Source organism: Herpetosiphon geysericola (genome assembly GCF_001306135.1).
Taxonomy (GTDB): domain Bacteria; phylum Chloroflexota; class Chloroflexia; order Chloroflexales; family Herpetosiphonaceae; genus Herpetosiphon; species Herpetosiphon geysericola.
The window spans coordinates 311438-334712 of sequence record NZ_LGKP01000021.1 but is presented as its reverse complement, the minus strand read 5'-3'; the positions used below and the strand labels follow the sequence as shown (position 1 = coordinate 334712).

The window sequence follows — 23275 nt, the reverse complement described above, 5'->3', positions numbered from 1 at the left end:
GTGGGAAATGAGCTACAACACGCGGCGACCGCATCAGGGGCTTGGGGGCGAAACCCCCGATGCGGTGTTTCGTCGCGAGTATGCGCGGGATGCCAGCGTCCGGTTGTTAATGCTATGAACCATTACATCTATGCTCTATGCTCTATGTTCTCGTCCTTCTGCCTTTCTTTGACTTCTCTTGGTGAGCCTGCTACCATGCCGAGGGGCTAAATAGCTTTGTTTAGCCATCTTGATTAATGCATTTACTCGTGCGGAGGTGCAATGAAGCTCCACGAATATCAAGCCCGTGACATCGTGGCTCGTTATGGCATTCCAGTGACAGGCGGCGGTGTTGCTGCGACGGCGGAAGAAGTTCAAAAAGTTGCCGAGCAAATTGGCGGCCCTGTGGCGGTCAAGGCGCAAGTGCATGTTGGCGGTCGGGGCAAAGCAGGTGGGATCAAGTTGGCCAACACGCCAGCAGAAGCCTTCGATGCTGGCAAAGCGATCTTGGGCATGGACATCAAAGGTCTGACGGTTGAGAAAGTATTGGTTGCCGAAGCGATCACCTTCGAAAAAGAAATTTACCTTGGGGTGATTTTGGATCGGGCGACCAAGCGGGTTGTGCTGATTGCCTCATCAGAGGGTGGCGTTGAAATCGAAGAAGTCGCCAAAACCAATCCTGATGCAATTATCAAATTAGCAGCCGACCCATTATTGGGCCTGCAACCCTACCAAGCCCAAGAATTGGCCTATAGCATTGGCTTGACCGATGCTAAGCAAGCGCGCCAATTTGCTAGCATTGCCACCGGCTTGTATCGCGCATTCGTCGAAAACGATGCTGAATTAGCCGAAATCAACCCTTTGGTGGTATTACCCAATGGCCAATTGCAAGCCCTCGACTCGAAGATTGTGCTTGATGACAGCGGTTTGTTCCGCCACACTGAAGTTGCAGGCATGCGCGACATTGCTGGCGAACCAGAATCGGAAATCAAGGCCCGCGAAAATGGCCTGACCTTTATCAAGCTTGATGGCAATATTGGCTGTATGGTCAATGGCGCAGGCTTGGCCATGGCAACCATGGACGTGGTAAACCTCTTCGGTGGCGAACCAGCCAACTTCTTGGACATCGGTGGCGGCGCGAATGCTCAAAAAGTGGCAGCAGCCCTCGATATCATTCTCGACGATCCCAATGTCAAAGTTGTCATGGTCAATATCTTCGGTGGGATTACCCGTTGCGATGAAGTGGCCAAAGGCATCGTCGAAGCCCAAAAGATCATCAAGCGCCAAGTACCAATGGTCGTGCGTTTGGTTGGCACCAACGAAGAAGAAGGCCAACGGATCTTGGCTGATGCAAGCTTAACGCCTGCTTCAACCTTGGCCGACGCTGCCCAAAAAGCTGTTGATATTGCCAAACAATAAGTTAGCAGAGTTGGGCTAACATGGCCCGAATCAGCTGGCGCTCGTGCAGATCAACACACCTGTGCTGGAGTTGTTCTAAGCTGGTTTGCCAATGCAGCAGGGTTTCGGCTCTGGCACTTGGCAAGCGTTCGCACCATGCCAAATCACGGGCACACAAGGCAAGCTGGTGCTCAACTTCGCTGTAGCGCGGCGCAACACTCGGCAAACGCAGGCTTTTGCCCTCAGGGTAAAACGTATTGGCAACCAACTCATGCGGTTCGAGCCGAAACAACCCTGCGAGCAAAATAACCGTGCGTTCCGATGGCGTGGCCAAACCCATTTCAAAGTGGGAGATCGCCACCCGCGAAAGCGCCAAGCGATCAGCGAGCGCTTGTTGAGTCCAGCCATGCAAGGCCCGTAAACGGCCTAAACGCTGGCCAAAAGATTCTGGCATTGAGCACTACTCCTACGCAGATTGAGCTTGATCATACTGCACATTCGCCATGGTGATTGCTAAGCAACTTAGCAGTCGCCGCCACCATATCGATGTATGCTAGGCCGAGATTAACCTAGCCTAGATCGAATGAGGATAGCATGACCAAGAAAGTCGCATTGGTGACCGGGATTACCGGCCAAGATGGTTCGTATTTAGCTGAACATTTGCTCGCCCAAGGCTATCGTGTCGTTGGCATGGTGCGCCGTTCGAGCACAGTTAACTTCGAACGCATCAAACATATTCAAGATGATATCGAACTGGTCACGGGCGATTTGCTCGATGAAGTTTCGTTAATTAATTTGCTGCAAACCTATCGACCTTCCGAGGTCTATAACTTAGCAGCCCAAAGCTTTGTGCAAACCTCGTGGGCGCAACCAGTTTTTACTGGCGAAGCCACCGCCTTGGGCGTAACCCGCATTCTCGATGCAGTACGTACGGTCGATCCGTCGATTCGCTTTTATCAAGCAAGTTCGTCGGAGATGTTTGGCAAAGTCGTTGAAGTGCCGCAAACCGAAAACACGCCCTTCTACCCACGCTCACCCTATGGCGTGGCGAAGGTCTATGGCCACTGGATCACCGTGAATTATCGTGAAAGCTACAACATGTTTGCTTGCTCAGGCATTTTGTTCAATCACGAAAGCCCACGCCGTGGCCGCGAGTTTGTGACCCGCAAAATTACCGATGCAGTGGCACGGATTAAGCTTGGCTTAGCTAGCGAATTACGCTTGGGTAACCTCGAAGCCCAGCGCGATTGGGGCTTTGCTGGCGATTACGTTAAAGCCATGTATCTGATGCTGCAACAAGATCAGCCTGATGATTTTGTAGTTTCAACTGGCGAAACCCACTCAGTGCGCCGCTTCTGCGAAATCGCCTTTGGCCATGTTGGCTTGAATTACGCCGACTATGTGAAATTGGACGAACGCTTTATGCGGCCTGCCGAAGTCGATTTGTTGATTGGTGACCCAGCTAAGGCCAAGCGCGTCTTGGGCTGGCAACCAGAAACACCTTTCGAGCAACTGGTGACTATGATGGTCGAAGCCGACCTCGAATTATTGAAACATGAATACCGTATGTAAAGGCAAAGGGCAGAAGTAAAAAGTCAAAAGTACGACTACTGAATGAACATGGCCCTTTGATGTTTATTGTGGCAGAAGTAAGAAGTCAAAAATATATCTACTTAAACATAGCCATTTTGACTTTTGCATTTTGCCTTTTGATTTTCAGTGTCATTTTGACTTTTGCATTTTGCCTTTTGATTTTCTGTCAAGGAGGACATTTCCATTGAGTATTTTGGCTGATAAAAATACCCGCCTGATTGTGCAGGGGATTACAGGCCGCGAAGGTGAGTTTCATTCGCGCCAAATGCTGGAATATGGCACAAATTTGGTCGGTGGGGTTACACCAGGTCGCGGCGGCCAAAAAGCCGTTGATGGCCGCGTGCCTGTGTTCAACACGGTCAAGGAAGCAGTTAAGGAAACTGGCGCAAACGCAACCGTCATTTATGTGCCAGCCGCCTTTGCTCCTGATGCTGTGCGCGAAGCCGCCGATGCTGGCATTCCCTTGATCGTTTGTATCACTGAAGGCGTGCCAGCCCTCGATATGGTGGCAACCTACGAGTTTGTGAAGCTCAAAGGCTCACGCTTGATCGGGCCAAACTGCCCCGGTTTGCTCACTCCTGGCGAAGCCAAATTGGGGATTATCCCCGGCTCAATCGCCAAGCCCGGCCCAGTCGGTGTGGTTTCAAAATCAGGTACGTTGACCTATGAAGCAGTCGATGCTTTGACCCGCATTGGTTTGGGCCAAACCTCAATCGTTGGGATTGGCGGCGACCCCATTATCGGCACCAACTTCATCGATGTTTTGGCAATGTTCCAAGCTGACCCAGCAACCGAAGCCATCGTTTTGATTGGTGAAATTGGTGGGAACGCCGAGCAAGATGCCGCTGCCTTCATCAAGGAAAACGTCACCAAGCCAGTCGTCTCGTTCATCGCTGGTCAATCGGCACCTCCAGGCAAACGCATGGGCCACGCTGGCGCAATTATCGGCGCTGGTGGCGAGGGCACAGCCCAAGAAAAAATTGCCGCCTTGGAAGCAGTTGGCGCGAAAGTTGCCAAATTGCCCACCGACATTGCCAAATTGGTCGCCGAAAGCCTCGGCAAATAAGCCAATTTGTTGGTATAAAAAAACCACTCCAATTGCTGGAGTGGTTTTTTTGTTTGCGATACCAAAAGCCCGCTGAAGGAATTAACCTTTTACCCCGCCCAAGGTTAAACCGCCAACGATATATTTTTGCAGCGCCAAGTAGACAATTGAGACTGGTAGCGAAATCATAATCGACATCGCCGCGAAATTCGACCACGAAACCGTGGTATATTGACCAGTCATGGTTTGCAAGGCAATCGCCAAGGTGTAATTTTCGGCCTTGTTGATAAAGCGCGCCGTCAAGGCAAATTCAGTCCAGCCAGCCATAAAGCCAAGGAAGGCAGTTACAGCCAGCGCCGGAGTTGCCAGCGGCAGGATGATGCGGAAGAAAATCTGGTTTGGTGAAGCGCCGTCAATAATCGCCGCTTCTTCCAATTCCTTGGGAATCGTATCCAAATAGCCTTTGAGATTCCAGATCGCAAATGGCAACGCGCCAGAGATCATCGCCAAGCCTACGCCATACAGCGAGCGGCCAAGATCAAAAGGTTTGGCATTTTTGGGAATATCAATCCCGAGGCCGCCCCATAATAATAAGCCAGCCACCGCCAAGCCCCCAAAGACTACAGCGATTGAGCCAGCCCTGAAATCGTCGGAGCGAATCCGCGAAATCGTCATCAAGATTAAGCCTGTGACAATTAAGCCTGCAAGCACAAAATAGATAATTCGCAGCACTTCAAGGCTCGTGCGAATTTTGGCCAACATCGCGAACAATGGCGCAAGCGTGGCAATCCCAGGCATCAGCAAAATAAAACCAATGCTCAAGAACAGAAACTTACGGCCTACAAAGTTCAAGCGCGAGAAGGCATAGGCTGCGGCAACGCCGATCATCACTGAGAAGAATGAAACGCCAGCTGCCAAGAAAAAGCTATTGCCCATCAACTTCCAAAACGAAATATCGCCAGCAGTTTTGGAAAGCGGCTGATCAATCACCGCTTGATATGAGCTAAGCGAAATCGACTTCGGAATGAGTTCGAGCGTGCTTGAACGTTGGCTGCCTGCTTCCTTGAACGAAAGCGTGACGATCCACATAATTGGGAACAAGACCGAAACTGCAACGACCAAGCAAAATACTTGGAGTAACAGTTGTTGCCACCATTCCAATTGACGGCCAGCACCGCGCCCACGAGCAAACAGGCCTTTGCGGCTGGTCGATTGTGTAATAGATGAATTAGCCATCATACGACTCCGCTACTCGTGAAATCCGGGCAGTAATTGCCGAGATACAGCCAAGAATAATAAAGATAAAGACGCTAAATGCTGCTCCAATCCCAAACAGCGAGTTACCATTGATCAGCTTATAGGCTTGGGTTACCAAGATTTCGGTTTGGCCGAGCGGGCCGCCACCACTGATGAAGTAAATCACGTGGAAAAGATTGAAGGTTTGGATAATCCCCAAAATGGTTGCTGGAACCATCGCGGGGCGCAGCAAGGGCAGCGTAATCATCCAGAATTTATTCCAGCCAGTTGCGCCGTCGATCGAAGCTGCTTCATATAATTCTTTGGGAATACTTTGCAGGGCGCCGGTGGCCACAATCGTCATAAACGGCCAGCCCAGCCAAATATTGGCAATCAGCATGGCAAAATACGAGAGCGGCAAGCCAAAAGCGACTGGTTCAACCCGTTGCAGCCAATCGATCCCAGCCTCAGGAATGGCTGGCCCAAGAAAAATCTTGAGAAACAGATTGACAGCGCCTTCTTTGGCATCGAACATATTGCGCCAAATCGTGGCAATAACCAGCTGCGGCAAAACCATCGGCAAAATATAAATTGCGCGATAGATCTTTTTAAACCACAAACCCTCAACGTTCAACATAACCGCGATGACGATCCCCAGTGAAACGTGAAAAATCACATTCGAGAATGTCCACCAGATGTTGAAGCCCAAGGTGCGCCAGAAGCGAAAACTATTCAAGTCGGCATCAACGGTTGCCAACTTATCTTGCAAAATCAAGCGATAGTTTTCGAAGCCAACATAATTGGGGGCTTTATAGTTAGCAACGTTTGGGTTAATGCTGGAAGGGCCGAAATCGGTCAGCGACATCCAGAATTGATAGACGATCGGATAGAACGTGATGATTGCCATCACGATCAAGGCGGGAAAAAGATAGGTATACGCTGTGCGCGACGTTCTGGTGCGTGTCCACCACGATTGGCGTGGAAGGTCACTCTCACTAGCACGCTCGACGCTACTTTCTGCCGATGCCATGGCGGTGCTCCTTTGCTGACAGGGGCGGGGTCGGATTGATTGGTATCGCGTGAGCGAGGAACAGGGTGCAAGACTACGGCATCGTTTACAGCACTATCTTTGGTAAGTCCACCATAGCCTTGGCGTGGCCCGTTCCCTCACGAAGAAGGAACGGGCCGCTACTTGCCTTATTTACCGTTGGCGAGGTCCATTGCAGCACAGGCATCGGTGATAGCCTTGGTTGCTTCTTCGCCGCCGTCAAGGGCTTTGGTCAACGCGTCACCAACTGGTGTCCAGAAGTTACCAAGTTCTTTGTCTTGTGGGCGAGCATAGCCGGTTGAAGCGGCTTGGCTAAAGCCCAAGACCAAGGCATCGGTTGGAACCACATTGATGTCGGTTGGCACGTGGCCAGCTTGTTCGGTATACAATTTTTGTGATTCGGTGTTGGTCAAGTACATTGCCAAAGCAACTGCACCTTCAACGTTTTGGCTGTTGATGTTGACATAGAAGCCGTCAACACCGGTCAATGGACCAGCAGGACCTTTTGGCCCAGCAGGCATTGGAGCTACAGCCAAGTTTTCGCCCAAATCTTTTTGGTAGTCGGCCAAAACCCATGGCCCGTTGATGATCATGTCGGCTTTGCCTTCGCGGAAAGCAGCATCAGCGCTAGGACCATCGGTGAGGAAGGTTGCGCCAGCAGCTTTGAGGTCTTGCAAATACTTGAATGCTTCGCCGCCACCGTTGGTCAAGCCACAGGCTTTATCAGCGGTGAACAAGCTCGCACCGAAGGCTTGGAAGAAGCCAAAGTTGTGGTATGCGCTTTGGTTCAAGACCAATTTTTTGCCATCTTTGACCATTTGCAGCAACTCGTCGGTGGTGGTTGGTGGGGTTGCAATGGTTGACTTGTTGTAGTACAAGGCCACAGCTTTGTATGATTCTGGAATCCCATACAACTTGCCATCAACTGACATCCCAGCAACACCAGCTGGGCCGATGTTGGTCAAGTTTGCTTTGTAGGCATCGAGGTCGGCCAACAAGTTTTTGCGAGCCAAATCGCCCAAGCTATCGTTTGGAGCCAACAACAAGTCTGGGCCGCTGCCAGTGGCAACGTCGTTTTCAAACTTGCTGAAAACTTGGTCGAATGGTACTTGCAACACGGTGATGTTGGCATCTGGGAAAGCGGTTTTGGCGTTTGCGATCAACGTGGTTAACGTTGCATCTTCGCTGCCACCAGTGCTGTAGGCATGCCACAAGGTAATATCGCCAGTTGCTGCCATACCGCCAGTAGCTGGGGCTACGTTGGTTGCTTCAGCAGTTGCTTCAGCGGTTGCATCTGTAGTTGCGGCGGTTGGTGCAGCAGTTGCTTCTGCTGCGGTGGTTGGTGCTGTGGTCGCTGGTGCTGTGGTCGCTGGTGCCGTGGTTGGGGTTGCGCTTCCACAAGCTGCCAATAAACCGACCATCATCACGCTGACGAGCAGGAAGCTCATAAGTCGCTTCATTGCTGTACACTCCTTTGTACCAAATTAGGGAATCTGTACCGTGCCATTAGGGCGAACAGGTGAATATAAACACGTGAAGGTTATTCACGTTCCATCAAGGGCAATGTTTAGCTTGCCAACGACCCAACTTCGTTGGAATGCACGCCTAAGGTGGCAGGTCGTTCCAAGGCTGGCGGCGCAAATAAGCGCTCGGTGGCAAGGGCTGCGGCTCCCAAGGCTGCAACGTTGCGGCCTAGTGCGCCGGGCACAATCGAGGTATTATTCACAGCAATCGATAAAGCGCGGCGCGCAACCGTTGCCCGAATAGTCTCGATTAATAATGGTGAGGTTTCCGGAATAACCCCGCCAATGACAACCCGATCTGGGTTGAAGATATTAATGATACTGGCGATTGCTACCCCAAGATAGTGGGCAGTACGCCGCAAAATAGCTTGAATTTCGGGGCTGCTCTCTGCTTTGCGCACCAAGGCATGCACATCATCATCGGCATTAATCAGCTTTTGCTCACGCGCCAGCCGTAAAACCGTAATTTGCGATGCTAGGGCTTCCAGCGAACCAGCGTTGATTGGCCCAAATGATTCGTCGTTTTCGACGCTGAGCGTGGTATGGCCAACCTCGCCTGCACTACCAATCGAGCCGCGGAATAGATGGCTATCAATAATTAGGCCAGCGCCAATCCCAGCGCTACTCATATATAAATAGACCATGTTTTGCGCACCTTGGCCAGCACCCCACCGATATTCGGCCATGGCTGCCAAGTTGGCATCGTTATCGATTGATACGGGTAAGCGGAAGGTTTGGCTTAACTCTTCGCGAATCGGCACATTATCCCAGCCAGGCATAACTGGCGGCGCAATTGTGCGACCATTGCGAAAATCGAGTGGGCCAGGCACGCCAACCCCAATCGCACTAATTCGGCCCCTGCCAACTGGCGATTCGGTTAGCATTGTGCTAATCAGTTGCTTGATCAGCGGCATACCAACGGTCGGGCCATCATTGACATTAAAGGAGATTTGGCGGCGTGAACAGATCCGAGCGTTCAAATCGGTAATAACGGCGCTAACCGCATTGCGCGAAACATCAAGCCCAATAATATAATTAGCTTGATAATTGAATTCGAGGATGATTGGCCGACGGCCACCTTTTGAGGTTCCAATCCCAGTTTCAGTCACCAGGCTGGCATCAATCAGATCGTTGATGATGCTCGAAACCGTTGAACGACTTAACTTGGTATGCTTAGCAATATCGGCTCGCGAAATTCGTCCTTCACGCCGAATTAACTGGAGTACCAGGGCGCGGTTGAGTTCTCGCATTAAACTCAGATCAGCTGTCAGTGCCGAAGGACGATTCATTTGGAAGCTCCTACTTGGTAAGTGGCTCCGATTTTAGCAACTATTTGGTACTTTGTCAAGACAACAAACAAACGTAAACGTTTTATTATAGAATGCGGTTTAGGTTATTCCATAGCTTTAAATCGCAACTGAGGCTAGTTGTTATGGATGATCGATTATCAATTCGCTTGGAGCAATCGCTCGATTTTTGTATTAAATGTAATATCTGCACTACTGCATGTCCGGTTGCAGCGGTGACTGATCTCTTTCCTGGCCCCAAATATGTTGGCCCGCAAGCAGCTCGCTTCCGACACGATCAGGCTGAACACTCGCCCGATCATTCGGTCGATTATTGCTCTGGCTGTCGAGTTTGCAACGAGGTTTGCCCAACTGGCGTGCCAATCGCCGAACTCAACGCCCGAGCGCGAGCGCAGATGGTGCGCGAAAACGGTTTGCCCTTGCGCAATCGCATGCTTGGGCGCTCGGAGTTGCTGGGCATGCTTGGTACACCTTTCGCGCCGCTCGCCAACTGGACGATGACCAATCGGCCAATTCGTTGGTTGATCGAAAAGCTGTTTAAAATCGATCGACGTGCGCCGCTGCCACAGTGGGCTGGCTACACGTTGCGCGGTTGGGCGCGCAAGCATCTGCCCCGCGCTGCTACACCCTTGCGTTGGACGTATGGCCTGCGTTCGTGGCTCAGCAGCACCGCGCTGGTGCCGCTCGAACAACGGCGCTTGATCCAAAATCAAGCCCACCAGCAAACAGCTGTGCCAACAATTTCGCGCAAAGTGGTCTATTTTCATGGCTGCTCAACCAATTATTACGAGCCACACGTTGGCAAAGCTGCGCTTGAGGTTTTGAACCGCAATGGCTGTGAGGTGGTTTTAGCCAATCAAGGCTGTTGTGGCTTGCCCATGCTTTCGAATGGCGAGTTTAATGCTGCGCGGCGCTATCACGCTGCCAATGTCCGTTCACTGTTGCCATGGATTCGCCAAGGTTATGTGGTGATTGGAACCTCGACCAGTTGTACCTTGACGCTCAAAGACGAAGCGCCCGAATTGTTGGGCTGGCATGATCCTGAGGTTCAGTTGGTGGCCGAACAAACCTATGATATTTTTGAATATTTACGCTTGCTCGACCAAGCAGGGGAATTTGATCGCAACTTGGGAGCGATTGAGGAAACGCTGCCCTATCATCCGCCATGTCAATTAAAAGCCCATCGCATTGGCCTGCCAGCGAGTGATATTTTAGCGCATATTCCAGGCTTGAAGATTGATCGTAGCCAAGCTGCTTGTTGTGGCATCGCCGGAACGTATGGCTTGAAAACCGAAAAATATGGGATTGCGATGGATGTGGGCAAGCCGTTGTTTGCGTGGGCCAACGCCCATGCTGCAGATACGGTGCTCTGTGATAGCGAAACCTGTCGTTGGCAAATTAGCCACGGGACGGGTTTGGAAACCCGCCATCCCGTGGAGCTTTTAGCCGAGGCCTATCGCCGCTTTGATCAACAGCGCCAACTTAAATAACGCTGGTTTCAACTTTGGCTCGCCATGCTGCATGGACATAGCCGCCTTCGCGGTCTGAATGTTCGATCCGTTCAAAGCTGGCGCGGGCTGCATCAACTTGGCCTAACGAGCGTTGGAGTTGGCCGATCCGATAGAGTAATTCTGCTTGTTGGGGAATTGGGCAACCATTCAAGAGCAATTCTGCTTGATCCAAGGCCAATTGAACTTGGCGCTCCTCGTTGGCCAAGAATGCCAATTCGGCGCGCGCGACATACAGGCTGGCTTTGGCGGCGACATGCGGCGCTAAGGCCAAGCCTGCCTCGATCCATTGTTTGGTGGTTTGGCTGGCTTCGTCAAAATGCAAGCTCAACAAGGCATTGTGGCTATAGCTCAAGGCCAATTGCTCATCCAACACCAAGGCCATGCTGGCATAATGGCGGGCTTCGTTCCAATCGCCATGGGCAGCGAGTGCACGGCTCATTTCCAAATAAATCGGTGCATGAAAGGGATACAATTGGTCAGCACGTTCGATGGCTTTGATCGCGGCTTCGGTTTCGCCTTGGGCCAATTGGATCGAACCCATAGCCAACCAAGCGTCAGCAGAATCGGGATAAATGCGCAGTGACCACAAGACCAAGCGTTCTGCTTGGGCATACGAACCATGCGACCAAGCCCGGCCTGCGTACCAAACTAAGGCGATGCGAGCAACGAATAAGCCAATCAAAAGCTCGCTGAGCAAAGCCACGCCAACTGCTTGATTGGTTAAAAAGTACAAGCCACAGAGCGCTGGAAACACCACCAATTCTGGCATGAGCATCACCGCCCGACCAACCCGTATTCCCGTGGTTAGATGTCGTCGTTCCTGCCGTTGCGCCGTCATGATTGTTGCCATAGCTCAACCCCTTATTACATATACTCGTATCGGGGTTAAGTATCGCTCAAGGTTGTGACAATCAGTGTCACAACCTTGAAAAATTTGTGCTATTTTTCTAAGCTCCACGCTACTGCTGCTTGGCCATGCAACAGCGTTGTATCGAAGAGCGGCACAGCGCAATCAGCTTGGTTAATCAACAAGCCAATTTCGGTACAGCCCAAAATAATGCCCTCGGCGCCAGCTGCCACCAAATCGTTGATGACTGCTAAATAATAGGCTTTTGAGTGCGCTTCGATTTTGCCAAGGCATAATTCATCGAAAATAATCCGATGCACTTCATCGCGTTGTTCTAAGCCAGGCGTGACGACTCCCAAACCATAACGTTCGCGCAAGCGCCCAGCATAAAAATCGTGCTCCATCGTGAAACGTGTACCAAGCAAGCCAATCGTCCGCAATTGTTGGGCTTGAATCGCGGCTGCGGTTGGATCGACGATATGGATAAATGGCACTTCAACTGCTTGCTCAATCGCCGTCGCCACTAAGTGCATTGTATTGGTACAAAGCACAATACATTCTGCGCCAGCAGCAACCAAATTGCGGGCAGCTTGAGCCAAAATCTCACCAGCGGTTTCCCATTGATCGGCTTTTTGCAAGGCGGCAATTTCGGCAAAATCGACCGAATAGAGCACACATTTGGCCGAATGTAAGCCTCCAAAGCGCTGCTTGATTGTGTTGTTGAGCACCTGATAATAGCTGACACTCGATTCCCAGCTCATTCCACCGATCAGGCCAATCGTTTTCATACAATGCTCCTTCGCACTAAGTTCAAACCCAATTGGAGCAATGGTTGGTTGGCCATATGCTACGCCGCCTATCATACGCGCTTTTTGCTCAGTGTTGGCAGCCTCGCTTTTGCGACAGTTCTACAACAAACTTGGGATTGGTTTATGACAGCTCACACCTATGCTCAAATTATGCATTTTTTGAACGTAGGAGCATTGCTTGTGAACCAGCTTCAATCAGCCCAAGCAGCCAAATCAGGCCCAAAAATTATCACATTTTTGTTCATAACCACCGTTTTGACCACGATTTGCTACGCTTTTTTAGTTGGCCCCAATCCGCAAGCGGCGTTTGGCTTCGGCGTAATATTTAGCCCAGCCTTGGCCGCAATCAGCACCCAATTATGCTTTGAACGCAATTTAAAAGGCTTAGGTTGGAATGTCGCACCCGCCAAAGATTTATTGCTAAGTTATGGTTTGCCGTTGGCTTATGGCTTGTTGGTGTATGGCGTGGTTTGGCTGAGTGGCATTGGCGGGTTTTCGTTGCAAGCCTTGGCAACCCACGTTGGTTTAGCCACGCCGCTGACAATCGGCGCATTCTGGGCCTATCTGGCCGAAACTGCAAGCGTGGGCATTTTGCGCTCGGCCTTGCTAGCTTTTGGCGAGGAACTGGGCTGGCGCGGTTTTTTGGTGCCAGAGTTGCTGAAACGCTATTCGTTCGCCGCAACTGCCACCATTAGCGGCATTATTTGGGCAATTTGGCATTATCCAGCAATTTTGCTGGTCGAATACAACAATGCTGGCGCGCCATTGTGGTTTGGCTTGCTCTGTTTTACCGGTTTGGTCATCGGCCTGAGTTTTGTGCTGATGTGGCTGCGCATGAAAACAGCCAGTGTTTGGCCAGCAGTGTTGTTGCATGCTAGCCATAACATTTTTATCCAAACCGTTTTTAATCCACTGACCAGCAAAAATAGCGTCACGCCGTATGTGATCGATGAATTTGGGCTAGGTTTAGTAATTGTGATTGGTTTTGGAGTCTATATTGCTATAAAACGGGATATTTTCCAATAAAATCATCACGTTTAATAATTCGATTAATTGGATAAATAAACTTATAGTAAAACACAATAATTTCATGGCGATTTTTAAGTCCGGTTTTTTGTAAGATTCTGGCAACAAACCCTTCAACAGTTCGTTCACTCAGTTGAAATTTTTCGGCGATCATGCGATTGCTCAAGCCAGCACAGATTTCCATAAAGATACTATATTCTCTTTTAGTGAATTCTTTAATTGTTTGATAATCGAATTTGCAAAAATAACTGTATTTTGCAATTAGCTCGTTGAGCAATGCATTTAAATCCCAATCGTTGATCCTATAAATACGATATTGTTTGATTTTCAGAAAGGCTGTTGAAGGTTTGTTAAAGATGAAAAGAATATCAGTTTGCGTTGGAATATGTTGAAGATCATCGATCAAATGATATTGAATATGGAAAATGTCTGATAACAGGGCAAGCCATAATGTTGCTGCAAACCCATGTTCAGCACACATGGTAATCTGAAGATAATCTCTCATCACAACCTCACCATTAAATTAACATTAAAAATTAGGTGTTTGTACGCTAGCGAGGATGCTGCCACCACTATAACATACTACTTAACTATTGCTCAATACTGACAATAGTGTATGTAGTGAGGAAGGCTTCGATGATGAAACAGTTAGGATTGCTCAGCTGCTTGTTCCTGATGTTCAATTTATTTTCGCTGAATCCAGTTTCGATTGAGGCAAATGAATTGCCTCAATCAAATCAAATTATCCAAAGTGATTGTGATAATCATGAAGTGCCGATTAATGCTGAACTCCCAACGCCTGCATTAGGAAAATCGCCCACAACTGGTCGCGAAATCAAAGAAGAAGCATTTAGCGGCCCAACGTGGATCAAACATGATGAACGATTAAATTCAGACTGTGCCAATGATCAACCGAATCATGCTGCGTCAGCAATGCATTTTCATTTTGCTGATGCAATTACTGGCCGTTGGGATGGTTTTTATATAATTGATTTAGGGCGTGGTTGTGTCGGGCCGTGTACTTTATCGGCCTCAGAATCGCAAACATGGAGCCATAAATTTGGGGTGAGTATTGGCTTTGATAAAGCACCGATTAAAGGCACAGTTGGCTATGATGTAACGTATTCATCAAGCCAAACATTTACCTATAGCTTTCCTGTGGCGGCTGGCGAGCGCAAAGTCGTCAAATATGATGATTTTTACCATATTACCGATATGAATGTGCATACAGACTGGTACACCTGTGCAATCCTTGGCGGTGGCACATGTTTCTTCTCGCATCGTGAAGATGGAACGGCATGGGCAGGCCAATGGTATACCAGAATCTTTAAGTCAGTACCTTTTTAGTTCAAAGTAAAACTAATTTTAGGCATTGTGATTATCTTGAATTTAAGATAATCACAATGCCTAAACTGCTTTAACAGGAGGCATAATGTTACGTTTTATACGAATATGGATTCTATCTATATTTCTATTAAGTGGTTGTGCAACCCAGGCATCAAACGATGCTTGGTATAGATCTGGGCGCTATGCAGTGCAATTTATTGGATTAATCAGCGCGAAAGCCCATGAAGTTGTGCCAATTCAGCTAGCATTTATTGATGTGGGCGAACCGCGGCGGAGCAGCGAAATTCAATTCAATCAATTAACCTTGTTGAGTGATCATGGCGAATTATCCACCCAATCGGTCACACTTACTCCATCGCCAGCCACAACCAACTATCGCTTTTTTTCAGTGTTGGCGATGCTTGATGGGCTTGAGCCAGGTATTTATCGGTTTAACCAAGTGCGCTATCTTGATGAACAGCAACGTGAGCAAACGCTGAACGTTGGCGATTGGGAACTAAACATTCTTGATTTGCCAACTGCGCCGCTCAAAATGGGTAGTCATAGTGTGCTGACGGTTGGCAAACCAGAGCGTTTTGAGGTTGAATTAATTAATCCAACTGATCAATCGATTCGGGTGTTTGATAGCACGATCAGCAGCTCGACCTATACGCTTTCTGCAAGCCTGCATTTGGCACAAGATGGAGCAGTTGCGCTGCAACCAGTGCTTGGTGATGCTCCACCACAGCCGCTTCCAACTTTAGTCAGCGCAACAATTGAGCTTCAACCGCAACAAACCCAAACTATTTTTTTCCAACTGCATGGAATTGAGCAATTACCAACCGAGTTTTTGGTCATTCAACCGCTGATGAGCTATCAACAGGCGCAAAACCCACGCCAACAATTAATTTTGCCGCTTCAAGTCTTCTCACCGCCATTCCTTGATGATGGAGCGGTGCTGAAGTATCTTGATTTTTTACCAGTTGGCGCTTTTCATGAATAAACGAAGGCTCCTACCTCGTTGGGTAGGGGCCTTATTCGTTACAACACTGGCGAGATAAAGGTTGGTAGCTCGGTTGTGGGGTTGACCATGCCGCGAAAAAGCTTGCCATAGAAGGCGGCAACAACTTTGATATGGCCAAGAATGCGGGTATTGAAATTGTGGAATTCTTCGCTTGGGACTAAAAGCTCGCGATGGCGGTGGCGCAGGCCAACCGATTTGACTGCAAATTGGCGGGCATATTGCTCGCTAATTTCAAATTCGGCCACAAAACCTGCATAGCCAGCATTAACTTCGCGGGTTTTAATATCTTTGGCAACGTGGCTCGCATAATCCAAGTTGAGAATTGGATAAGCAATTGGTGGCTCGGCCAATTGTGCTGGGAATGAACGATAGCCCGCTTGTGCAATTAACGTTAATTCTTGTAACCCAACAGGTCGATATAGGATCATTTGCTTGTCCTTTCCCTTGTGCCACCAAGGCATGCTTGTCAGAAGCTATAACGTAGTCTCAAAAGGTCTTTCTGGCTGAAATTTATCCCACATCTATTTAGATACAGATTAGGCTTTAATTTTGCATGAGAAATGCTGATAAATCAAGGGATTTTTGGCCCCAATTCGGGTTAGGTCAGTACTACGAGAATGACGGGAACGCCATTTAGAAACCTTCCTAGCTGTCCATATCCCGCGGTCTAGTACTGCTTCTGGTACTTGGTTGATTAATTGATTGGCGCTCTAGCTATAGCTCTGTACTATGGGTTGCGTGCTTTTGGCTAGCTTGATAGGCAGCCCACGCGGTGCAGTAGGCGTGATAGATTGCCGATTCAAAGCAGATGAAGGTGACTTTTTTGGGGATGGCATTGGTTGCTAGGAAGTTGGTGACGGTGTGGATGGCAATCGGTGCGGCTAATTCGACCGGATAGCCATAAATGCCACAGCTAATTGCGGGAAAGGCGATAGTTTCGAGCTGGTGCTTGGCGGCAAGTTCAAGGCTATTTTGATAGCAGGCGCTCAATAATTCAGCTTCGTGTTTGTTGCCACCCTGCCAAACTGGCCCAACTGTGTGGATAATGGCGCGAACGGGCAAACGGTAGCCTTTGGTGATTTTGGCTTGGCCAGTTTCGCAACCACCTAATTGATCGCATTCAGCCTGTAATTCGTCACCAGCAGCATGATGAATCGCTCCATCTACGCCGCCGCCTGCAAGCAACCATTCATTGGCACCATTAACGATTGCCGCGCCTGTAAATTTCGTAATATCGCCTTGGAGAATTTCGATCCGTGAAGTCATTGGTAGCTCCTTCTCATTAATTGATCCACGAAGCGCACGAAGGACACGAAGATTAAGTATTTTAGCCACGAATTTCACGAATTACACGAATGAGTATTTTTAGCCACAGATTGGCACAGATGCTTAGGATTATGTTCTTGCCAGCCCAAAGTCTACTGCCAATAGCCCTCGTTCTCTGCGCCTCTGCGTTAAGATCGATCCACGAAGAACACGAAGGACACGAAGGGAATGAAACCGCGAAGACCGCGAAGATCGCGAAGGACGTTTTAGCCACAGATTGGCGCAGATTATTAATTTCTCATAGCCAAAAGCCCATAGCCCATATCCATCGCTTCTCTGCGCCGCTGCGTTAAAAGCTGATCCACGAAGCGCACGAAGAGCACGAAGGTTGCGTTTGCCCTCGTCTAGTCCCCGACCCCCGACCCCTAATCCTATGCTCTCTGTTCTTTTTTGACTTTTGATTTTTGCCTTCATCCCTCATCCTTCATCCTTGATATTTAAACATAAAACTCCTCGCCCATGTGCATGAGCGAGGAGCTGCCAGGATTGTTTATGGGTAGATGCCACGGATTTGAGTTGCTTCGGCAACGCGGGCCACAGCAACCATATAGCCGCCCATGCGCATTGAAACTTTGTGTTTCAGCGTTTGGGCCAACACCGATTCAAAGCTGTGCTGCATGATGCGCTCAAGCTTGTTGTTAATTTCTTCTTCGGTCCAGAAGAATTCTTGCAAGCCTTGGACCCATTCGAAGTAGGAAACTGTCACACCGCCAGCGTTAGCCAAGATGTCGGGCACGACGAAAATGCCGCGTTCAAACAAAATATCATCAGCTTCGGGAGTAGTTGGACCGTTTGCGCCTTCGACCAGCAATTTACAATTGATCCGGCCAGCGTTTTCCTCGGTAATTTGGTTTTCCAAGGCGCAAGGAGCCAAAATATCGCACTCAAGTTCGAGAATTTGCTGGTTGCTGACCCGTTCGATGCCAGCTGCTTGATAGCCTTCGAGCGAACGGTTTTGCTTGGTATAGGCAATCATTTCGGGGATATTCAGGCCATTGCGGTTGTAGTAGCCGCCAGAAACATCGCTGACTGCAATCACTTTGCTGCCCATGCGCTGCATCATATCGGCGGTAACGCTACCCACATTGCCAAAGCCTTGAATAACCACGGTTGCGCCTTCGATGCGCAAGCCAAGGTGTTTGGCTGCTTCGCGGGCCACAATGCTAACCCCGCGCCCAGTAGCTTCGACCCGCCCCAACGAACCGCCAACTTCAACTGGCTTGCCCGTAATCACGGCAGGCACAGTGTAGCCACGATGCATCGAGATCGTATCCATAAACCAAGCCATCACTTGGCCGTTGGTGCCAACATCGGGAGCTGGAATATCTTTTTCAGCGCCAACCAAAATGCTAATTTCGGTTGCAAAACGCCGCGTCAATCGTTCTAATTCACTTTGGGATAATTTTGTTGGGTCGACAATGACCCCACCTTTTGCGCCGCCATAGGGAATATTTACCAGTGCGCATTTCCAGGTCATCCACATCGCGAGCGCGCGAACTTCATCGATATCGACTGCTGGGTGATAGCGAATCCCGCCTTTGGCTGGGCCACGTGAGACGTTGTGTTGGACGCGATAGCCGCTAAACACTTGAATCTCACCATTGTCCATCTTGACTGGGAAATTGACGCTTAATTCACGTTGAGGGACGCGAAGAACTCGACGCAAGCTTTGGTCGAGATTCAGCTTTTCAGCAGCGAGATCGAATTGACGCTGAGCGTTCTCGAATGCGTTGCGATGAGAGTCAGCCATTGACTTGTTCCTTTCTAATTGATCGCCTTTGATCAAAAGAGGCTCCTCGGTTATGCGGAAGTCTCTCTAAGATTATACGACATATAAATCCAGCGGCGTTCACCGAGAAACAGGGCGTTCCACCATGAGCGGCGCACCTCGCCCTCGCTAAAGCCCAAATTACGGTATAAAGCGCGCGCGTTATGATTGGAGGCACTGACGTATAAGCCGAGTTTGCGTTTGCCAAGTTCACGGGCAATGGTCATGCTATGTTGCATCATGGCTTGGGCAATGCCTCGGCGGCGATAGCGTTCAGCAACCGCAACGTCGCTAATAAAACCTTCATCCCGCCCAATTCGATGGTCGATTTGCGAAAGCGCATGGACAGCACGAAACGCGCCCCAAGCGCCAAGCTCGCGTAAAAACGCTTGCTCAACCAAGCCAACATCGTCTGGGCGCATCTCGATTGTGCGCAACGTAATTGTGCCTACAATTTCGCTGCCAGCTAACATGACGTACATTCCCTGTAAGCTGCTTGGCCCTTGCATTTGATGCGATTGATGTAAGGCCGCAACGCCGCGTTGCACCCCGCGCTTGCCAAAAGCCGAGCTAAATTTATCGGCAAATGCCAGCGCCTGCAATTGCAGCATTGGCCCAAGATCATCCATCATGGCCGGACGAATTGTCAAAGCCAAGTCGCCTAATTGGAAAGGCACCGTTGCACGGATTTGCGGTGATGGTACAATCATTGATATTTTCCAAACAAAAAAACCGTGCAACCTGCACGGATGATTGGAGCGTACCACAATCAACGTTGATCCGGCACGTTAGCTAGGCGCATTCTACACCCGCTCGGATCGCTCGTCAAGCACTATTGGTCGGATTGACGGGCTAGAGCTTGGGTGAGTTCTAGCGCTCACGCATTGACCGGAATACTATAGGAGGATTGTGTATGTCACTGTTTTGGATTGGCTGTTTCGTTATTTTGGGCTTAATCAGCATTAGTGGTTTGATTATGCTGCTACTCAAAATTGGGGTCGTTGTGCAAAAAGCTGGCGAAGCCCCTCACATCGATCATGGTCATTATTCGATGGATCAAGGCCGCGAGGTGAAGGCCGAAGATCAATAAATCTACAACAGCGTACTGGATTTCTTTCAGTACGCCGTTTGTTTAATTGTAGGCTGGAGGCACAATGCCGATTATTATCGCGATTGTGGCTGGGCTAGGTTTGGTGGGCTTGGCCAAAGCAATTTCAACATTGTGGCAACGCGCTAGCATCATCGTTCAAAAAGCCAAAGAGCCACCACATATCGATCAATTGGATTATTCGCTTGAGGCTGTGCACGAGGTTAAATCCGAACAAGCCTAAAGCTGAGCGTGCTGGATAGCTCCAGCACGCTTTTTGTTTAATAAATCGACGCAACTTCGGGCAGCGCCAAGCCTGCCAAAAATGCTGCCATAATTGCATGATGATCTTCGGTTAATAGGTTATCGAATTGTTGGCTAATTTGGGCCAAAATTAGCTCAGGCTCAGGGCCAAACTGGATTACGATGGTGCCAATTTGGCGTAAAAGCTGAGCTTCGGCCTCAAATTCAGCCCGCGTTAGTGGCTGGCCATGGTGGCTTGCGCAATAATATTTGGCTGGAAAAGCCAATAAACGATCTAATACAGGGAAAAGTTGGCTGCTGGTTAAGCGTCTTGCTCCATGATACAGGTCGTCGTAGATACAATCGCCCAAAAAGACTACCGCTTGACTTGGAACAAACACAATCATTGAATCGTGGGCATGATCGCCACCAACGACGATTAATTCGGCAGAACAATTACCTAAATCAAGGCTTAATTGCTGGGCGATGGTGCTGGTTGCTGGCACAATCTGCAACTGGCTGCGCTCGGGCATTTCGGCCTTGATCATATCGCGGCAAAATGCGATTTCTAGTCCAGCCTCAACCCGTTGATCCAAAGCTGCATCGCCCCAATCGAGGGTTGCCAACACGCGCAAAATGCGGTCGGTTTCCTGCGAGGCGTAGCTTGGTAAGTTGAGGGTTGCCATGCCAAACACATGATCCCAATGCCAGTGAGTGATGGCGAGGCTCGTTGGTTGCGGTAAGCCTTGGGCCTGAATCGCTTGGCATAATAAGCCAACGTGAGCGGGCGAATTGCCTGCATCGATTAATAAACACTCGCGATCGCCCACCACTAAGCCCAACATTGGGCGATCGGTGCGGCTATCAGCGGGCAACCAAAACGTTCGTTCAGTTAAGGGTTGTAATTGATCGAGCGCAACCATTGAGTTTCATTCTCCAATAAGTGAGGCTAATATGGGTTCGTCGCAAACGGCTGGGCGGTTGATGTTGGCGATGCTTGGTACGATTATTGGGTATCTAATTTTCAACATTGGCTCAATTTTTGTAATCGATCCCCGCAAATATCCAACCTTCTTTATTGTTGTAACGGTGCTTGGCTGTGTAGGTTTTGGAATAGGAATATATGTGGCGACGCGTTGGGCACTCAAGCCACCACGTTATCGCGAAGCAGAAAAAATTGGCCTGCTGGTGCAAGGCCGGATCGTCGATGTTGCACCAACTGGCTGGAAACATCGCCGTGCGCGGGGCTTTTCAAATCGAATTACCGAACGCGAATATCGGTTGCAGGTTGAAATTAATCAGCCCAATCAGCCAACTCGCCAAGTAACGCTCTATCGTTATCTTCATAATGCCCAAACGCCACGCCGCAACCAATACCTTAGCCTGAAGGTTCATCCGCGCTATCCCGATGTGGTTGTGTTGGCTACACCAGCCACGGAATAAAGCGCTTCGTGCGTTGTTGATAGACAGCATAATTGGCAAAGCGCTGGATGAGCAATTGCTCTTCGTAACGCGCTTTGAGCCACAAATCGATTAGCAACATTGCCAAAACCAACCAGCGCCAAAGCCGAGGATCAACCATCACCCACGCCAAGCTACAGAGCGCCAAGGCAGTGTACATTGGGTGGCGAATCCAGCGATAGGGACCATGGACGGTTAATTGAGCTGTTACAAGCAGTTCAGGCATAATCGATAAATTATTGAGCCGCATGCTGATCATGGCCCATATGCCCAAGCCAAAGCCCAGCCCAAACACAATAAACCACAAGTTTGGTACATTGTACAACGGTGTGCTTGCCGCCAACAACCCCAAACAGATAAATTGTAACGCCACGTAGATTTTCGATTGCATACAGTTCCTTTGCTGCGCAGGTTTCGCTTTTTAGCACAGCTTAGCATGAAGCGCTACAATAATCATTGATGCATATTCTTAGCAACCAAGAGAGGTAGATATGAGCGATGAGCTTGACCACATTCCATGGAGTACGATCTACCAGCACTATGATGCTGGTCATAATAGGCTTGATACAGCGCAGCAGCTGCGCAATCTGATTCATCCTGATCCAACAGTGGTTGACAAGGCGTATGCAGCGTTAGAGAAACCATTCGTGGGTTTTCGCTCGGTCTCGACTGCGGGATTGGAGGCCTTTCCCTATCTGCTGAGTAAGCTGTTTACGGCTAAGGGCTACTCGCGAACTTACATCAGCGACTTGGTGATGCAGATTGTTGAATCCATCGCTCCCGCCCACCCATCACGGACTCCTTGGTTCTATTTTGTCTACGATAATGGGACATTTAGAGCGCACTATGGTGCTGATAGCGCGCGCATAATCCCCTACGCATTAGTTATTGAGGAATTTCCCAACCTGCTGCCATTGTTGCATGACCCTGATGAGCAGTTTGCGCAGACAATCTTGCGGATTGTTGCTTGTTGTGTAGCAGTTGATGGCGGGTTGTGGGCAGCGGTTTTGCCATGTGCGCTGGCAGAGCAGCGACCGTTGCTACAGGCGAGCTATCAGTTTGTTGCTTGGGCGAGCGCCGATCTGGCAGCGCTAGCGTGGGTGAGCGAGACATTTGATCAAGCGCAGGAGCCATTGGTGAAATTAACAGCAGCATTCGTTATGACCCAAACTGCGCAGCAGGTTCCTGAAACAATGTATGCATGGCTGATTGCTACCGTCAGCGTCAACAATCTGCGCCTGATTGAAACCTATAATGCGCTTGGGCTAGCCCATAGCTATTGGTTCGATTGTGCCTTGATGCTGTATCGGCGACCGTTGAGTGAGCGCATTCAGCTTGCTGAGCAATGCCTTGCCTACCTTGAAGGCCAAGATGCAGCCTTGAACGATTACGATGTTGCAGCACTCTTAATGCTGGCCTTGGGCGCTTTGCGCTATAAGAAATCGACGATTGAGCGTGCAGATATTCACGCAAAAGTGGTGCTCTGGATTGGTCAGCAACTATTCACAACTACCAAACAAGATCGAGCTGCACTCGAACGAATTCTGCGCACTTTTCGGCTGCCCTGGCGACCAGCAACCGTCAATGGTTTTTTAGGCCTGCCCAATGCCGAGCATGCTGGGTTTGCTGAAAAGACCAAGCCGTGAATTGATTAAACAAATACCCCAGCCAAGTATTTGCAGTATGGCTGGGGCATACGATTAATGTAATCGATTAAA

General features: G+C 49.5%; 25 protein-coding genes. 11 read left to right on the top strand and 14 right to left on the bottom strand.

The features are described from left to right. The first annotated feature begins 261 nt into the window (after positions 1 to 261). Positions 262 to 1398 (top strand): ADP-forming succinate--CoA ligase subunit beta, encoded by a 1137-nt coding sequence (gene sucC, locus SE18_RS12855; RefSeq protein ID WP_054534862.1) that lies wholly within the window; start codon positions 262 to 264, stop codon positions 1396 to 1398. 1 nt (position 1399) lies between these two features. On the opposite strand, the gene SE18_RS12850 is transcribed toward sucC, so the two are convergent. After that, positions 1400 to 1831, bottom strand: a complete 432-nt coding sequence (locus tag SE18_RS12850) for a helix-turn-helix transcriptional regulator (protein ID WP_054534861.1) — start codon at positions 1829 to 1831, stop codon at positions 1400 to 1402. 140 nt (positions 1832 to 1971) lie between these two features. On the opposite strand from SE18_RS12850, the gene gmd reads away from it, so the two are divergent. Continuing rightward, entirely contained in the window at positions 1972 to 2949 is a 978-nt protein-coding gene (gene gmd, locus SE18_RS12845) for a GDP-mannose 4,6-dehydratase (protein WP_054534860.1), read from the top strand. A gap of 205 nt (positions 2950 to 3154) precedes the next feature. Beyond that, positions 3155 to 4036, top strand: a complete 882-nt coding sequence (sucD, locus tag SE18_RS12840; RefSeq protein WP_054534859.1) for a succinate--CoA ligase subunit alpha — start codon at positions 3155 to 3157, stop codon at positions 4034 to 4036. Positions 4037 to 4117: 81 nt separating this feature from the next. Here the strand turns inward: sucD and SE18_RS12835 are convergent, their stop codons facing one another. From SE18_RS12835 to SE18_RS12820, 4 genes are all read right to left on the bottom strand, one after another. Beyond that, positions 4118 to 5251: a sugar ABC transporter permease gene (locus SE18_RS12835; protein WP_152976641.1), complete on the bottom strand. Its 1134-nt coding sequence runs from the start codon at positions 5249 to 5251 to the stop codon at positions 4118 to 4120. Beyond that, a complete protein-coding gene (locus tag SE18_RS12830; RefSeq protein ID WP_054534858.1) occupies positions 5244 to 6281 on the bottom strand; it encodes a carbohydrate ABC transporter permease in 1038 nt (345 codons plus the stop codon). The genes SE18_RS12835 and SE18_RS12830 overlap by 8 nt, the downstream gene beginning before the upstream one ends. Positions 6282 to 6448: 167 nt before the next feature. Beyond that, the gene (locus tag SE18_RS12825) at positions 6449 to 7759 is read right to left on the bottom strand and encodes an extracellular solute-binding protein (RefSeq protein ID WP_054534857.1); all 1311 of its coding nucleotides are present in this window, start codon (positions 7757 to 7759) and stop codon (positions 6449 to 6451) included. Positions 7760 to 7866: 107 nt separating this feature from the next. After that, entirely contained in the window at positions 7867 to 9111 is a 1245-nt protein-coding gene (locus SE18_RS12820; RefSeq protein ID WP_054534856.1) for an ROK family transcriptional regulator, read from the bottom strand. A 143-nt stretch (positions 9112 to 9254) separates the two neighbouring features. Between SE18_RS12820 and SE18_RS12815 the strand changes: the two genes are divergently transcribed. After that, positions 9255 to 10619, top strand: a complete 1365-nt coding sequence (locus SE18_RS12815) for an anaerobic glycerol-3-phosphate dehydrogenase subunit C (RefSeq protein WP_054534855.1) — start codon at positions 9255 to 9257, stop codon at positions 10617 to 10619. On the opposite strand, the gene SE18_RS12810 is transcribed toward SE18_RS12815, so the two are convergent. Beyond that, complete coding sequence (locus SE18_RS12810) at positions 10612 to 11490, bottom strand: tetratricopeptide repeat protein (protein WP_054534854.1); 879 nt, start codon at positions 11488 to 11490, stop codon at positions 10612 to 10614. The genes SE18_RS12815 and SE18_RS12810 overlap by 8 nt on opposite strands. Positions 11491 to 11579: 89 nt before the next feature. Further along, a complete protein-coding gene (locus SE18_RS12805; RefSeq protein WP_054534853.1) occupies positions 11580 to 12275 on the bottom strand; it encodes an aspartate/glutamate racemase family protein in 696 nt (231 codons plus the stop codon). Positions 12276 to 12476: 201 nt separating this feature from the next. Here SE18_RS12805 and SE18_RS12800 point away from each other — a divergent pair, with 201 nt between their 5' ends. Further along, complete coding sequence (locus tag SE18_RS12800; protein WP_160319508.1) at positions 12477 to 13322, top strand: CPBP family intramembrane glutamic endopeptidase; 846 nt, start codon at positions 12477 to 12479, stop codon at positions 13320 to 13322. On the opposite strand, the gene SE18_RS12795 is transcribed toward SE18_RS12800, so the two are convergent. Next, the gene (locus SE18_RS12795; RefSeq protein WP_083469884.1) at positions 13297 to 13827 is read right to left on the bottom strand and encodes a response regulator transcription factor; all 531 of its coding nucleotides are present in this window, start codon (positions 13825 to 13827) and stop codon (positions 13297 to 13299) included. The genes SE18_RS12800 and SE18_RS12795 overlap by 26 nt on opposite strands. Before the next feature lie 131 nt (positions 13828 to 13958). Between SE18_RS12795 and SE18_RS12790 the strand changes: the two genes are divergently transcribed. Together SE18_RS12790 and SE18_RS12785 are read left to right on the top strand one after the other, a co-directional pair. After that, a complete protein-coding gene (locus tag SE18_RS12790; protein WP_054534850.1) occupies positions 13959 to 14669 on the top strand; it encodes a hypothetical protein in 711 nt (236 codons plus the stop codon). A 187-nt stretch (positions 14670 to 14856) separates the two neighbouring features. Then, positions 14857 to 15651, top strand: a complete 795-nt coding sequence (locus SE18_RS12785; RefSeq protein WP_054534849.1) for a hypothetical protein — start codon at positions 14857 to 14859, stop codon at positions 15649 to 15651. Between the two features lie 38 nt (positions 15652 to 15689). Here the strand turns inward: SE18_RS12785 and SE18_RS12780 are convergent, their stop codons facing one another. The 4 genes from SE18_RS12780 to SE18_RS12760 all read right to left on the bottom strand — a co-directional run bounded on the left by SE18_RS12780 (position 15690) and on the right by SE18_RS12760 (position 19476). Next, on the bottom strand, positions 15690 to 16100 hold the full coding sequence (locus tag SE18_RS12780) for a hypothetical protein (protein ID WP_054534848.1): 411 nt from the start codon (positions 16098 to 16100) through the stop codon (positions 15690 to 15692). A gap of 286 nt (positions 16101 to 16386) precedes the next feature. Then, entirely contained in the window at positions 16387 to 16938 is a 552-nt protein-coding gene (locus SE18_RS12775; RefSeq protein ID WP_054534847.1) for an O-acetyl-ADP-ribose deacetylase, read from the bottom strand. Positions 16939 to 17488: 550 nt separating this feature from the next. After that, on the bottom strand, positions 17489 to 18748 hold the full coding sequence (locus SE18_RS12765) for a Glu/Leu/Phe/Val family dehydrogenase (protein ID WP_054534845.1): 1260 nt from the start codon (positions 18746 to 18748) through the stop codon (positions 17489 to 17491). A 50-nt stretch (positions 18749 to 18798) separates the two neighbouring features. Then, on the bottom strand, positions 18799 to 19476 hold the full coding sequence (locus tag SE18_RS12760) for a GNAT family N-acetyltransferase (protein WP_054534844.1): 678 nt from the start codon (positions 19474 to 19476) through the stop codon (positions 18799 to 18801). A 203-nt stretch (positions 19477 to 19679) separates the two neighbouring features. Here SE18_RS12760 and SE18_RS27720 point away from each other — a divergent pair, with 203 nt between their 5' ends. Both SE18_RS27720 and SE18_RS27500 read left to right on the top strand, forming a co-directional pair. Next, on the top strand, positions 19680 to 19856 hold the full coding sequence (locus SE18_RS27720; RefSeq protein WP_170206275.1) for a hypothetical protein: 177 nt from the start codon (positions 19680 to 19682) through the stop codon (positions 19854 to 19856). Positions 19857 to 19920: 64 nt separating this feature from the next. After that, positions 19921 to 20097: a hypothetical protein gene (locus SE18_RS27500; protein WP_160319507.1), complete on the top strand. Its 177-nt coding sequence runs from the start codon at positions 19921 to 19923 to the stop codon at positions 20095 to 20097. A 37-nt stretch (positions 20098 to 20134) separates the two neighbouring features. On the opposite strand, the gene SE18_RS12755 is transcribed toward SE18_RS27500, so the two are convergent. Next, entirely contained in the window at positions 20135 to 21019 is an 885-nt protein-coding gene (locus SE18_RS12755) for an MBL fold metallo-hydrolase (protein WP_054534843.1), read from the bottom strand. 31 nt (positions 21020 to 21050) lie between these two features. On the opposite strand from SE18_RS12755, the gene SE18_RS12750 reads away from it, so the two are divergent. Beyond that, complete coding sequence (locus SE18_RS12750) at positions 21051 to 21539, top strand: hypothetical protein (RefSeq protein WP_054534842.1); 489 nt, start codon at positions 21051 to 21053, stop codon at positions 21537 to 21539. Here the strand turns inward: SE18_RS12750 and SE18_RS12745 are convergent. Next, complete coding sequence (locus SE18_RS12745) at positions 21520 to 21948, bottom strand: methyltransferase family protein (protein WP_054534841.1); 429 nt, start codon at positions 21946 to 21948, stop codon at positions 21520 to 21522. The two genes, SE18_RS12750 and SE18_RS12745, sit on opposite strands and share 20 nt — an antisense overlap. Positions 21949 to 22048: 100 nt before the next feature. Between SE18_RS12745 and SE18_RS12740 the strand changes: the two genes are divergently transcribed. Next, positions 22049 to 23203 carry a hypothetical protein gene (locus tag SE18_RS12740; RefSeq protein WP_054534840.1) on the top strand — a complete coding sequence of 385 codons (1155 nt, stop codon included), beginning with the start codon at positions 22049 to 22051 and terminating at the stop codon, positions 23201 to 23203. The last annotated feature ends 72 nt before the right edge of the window (positions 23204 to 23275 follow it).

Excerpts from the sequence above, each read along its gene's own strand:
- SE18_RS27720 (WP_170206275.1), top strand. The coding sequence starts at position 19,680 with ATGTCACTGTTTTGGATTGGCTGTTTCGTTATTTTGGGCTTAATCAGC.
- sucC (WP_054534862.1), top strand. The coding sequence starts at position 262 with ATGAAGCTCCACGAATATCAAGCCCGTGACATCGTGGCTCGTTATGGC.
- SE18_RS12755 (WP_054534843.1), bottom strand. The coding sequence starts at position 21,019 with ATGGTTGCGCTCGATCAATTACAACCCTTAACTGAACGAACGTTTTGG.
- SE18_RS27500 (WP_160319507.1), top strand. The coding sequence starts at position 19,921 with ATGCCGATTATTATCGCGATTGTGGCTGGGCTAGGTTTGGTGGGCTTG.
- SE18_RS12850 (WP_054534861.1), bottom strand. The coding sequence starts at position 1,831 with ATGCCAGAATCTTTTGGCCAGCGTTTAGGCCGTTTACGGGCCTTGCAT.
- SE18_RS12805 (WP_054534853.1), bottom strand. The coding sequence starts at position 12,275 with ATGAAAACGATTGGCCTGATCGGTGGAATGAGCTGGGAATCGAGTGTC.
- SE18_RS12740 (WP_054534840.1), top strand. The coding sequence starts at position 22,049 with ATGAGCGATGAGCTTGACCACATTCCATGGAGTACGATCTACCAGCAC.
- SE18_RS12765 (WP_054534845.1), bottom strand. The coding sequence starts at position 18,748 with ATGGCTGACTCTCATCGCAACGCATTCGAGAACGCTCAGCGTCAATTC.
- SE18_RS12775 (WP_054534847.1), bottom strand. The coding sequence starts at position 16,938 with ATGACTTCACGGATCGAAATTCTCCAAGGCGATATTACGAAATTTACA.
- SE18_RS12760 (WP_054534844.1), bottom strand. The coding sequence starts at position 19,476 with ATGATTGTACCATCACCGCAAATCCGTGCAACGGTGCCTTTCCAATTA.
- SE18_RS12830 (WP_054534858.1), bottom strand. The coding sequence starts at position 6,281 with ATGGCATCGGCAGAAAGTAGCGTCGAGCGTGCTAGTGAGAGTGACCTT.
- SE18_RS12780 (WP_054534848.1), bottom strand. The coding sequence starts at position 16,100 with ATGATCCTATATCGACCTGTTGGGTTACAAGAATTAACGTTAATTGCA.
- SE18_RS12820 (WP_054534856.1), bottom strand. The coding sequence starts at position 9,111 with ATGAATCGTCCTTCGGCACTGACAGCTGATCTGAGTTTAATGCGAGAA.
- SE18_RS12815 (WP_054534855.1), top strand. The coding sequence starts at position 9,255 with ATGGATGATCGATTATCAATTCGCTTGGAGCAATCGCTCGATTTTTGT.
- SE18_RS12825 (WP_054534857.1), bottom strand. The coding sequence starts at position 7,759 with ATGAAGCGACTTATGAGCTTCCTGCTCGTCAGCGTGATGATGGTCGGT.
- SE18_RS12835 (WP_152976641.1), bottom strand. The coding sequence starts at position 5,251 with ATGGCTAATTCATCTATTACACAATCGACCAGCCGCAAAGGCCTGTTT.
- SE18_RS12810 (WP_054534854.1), bottom strand. The coding sequence starts at position 11,490 with ATGGCAACAATCATGACGGCGCAACGGCAGGAACGACGACATCTAACC.
- SE18_RS12790 (WP_054534850.1), top strand. The coding sequence starts at position 13,959 with ATGATGAAACAGTTAGGATTGCTCAGCTGCTTGTTCCTGATGTTCAAT.
- SE18_RS12745 (WP_054534841.1), bottom strand. The coding sequence starts at position 21,948 with ATGCAATCGAAAATCTACGTGGCGTTACAATTTATCTGTTTGGGGTTG.
- gmd (WP_054534860.1), top strand. The coding sequence starts at position 1,972 with ATGACCAAGAAAGTCGCATTGGTGACCGGGATTACCGGCCAAGATGGT.
- SE18_RS12750 (WP_054534842.1), top strand. The coding sequence starts at position 21,051 with ATGGGTTCGTCGCAAACGGCTGGGCGGTTGATGTTGGCGATGCTTGGT.
- SE18_RS12795 (WP_083469884.1), bottom strand. The coding sequence starts at position 13,827 with ATGAGAGATTATCTTCAGATTACCATGTGTGCTGAACATGGGTTTGCA.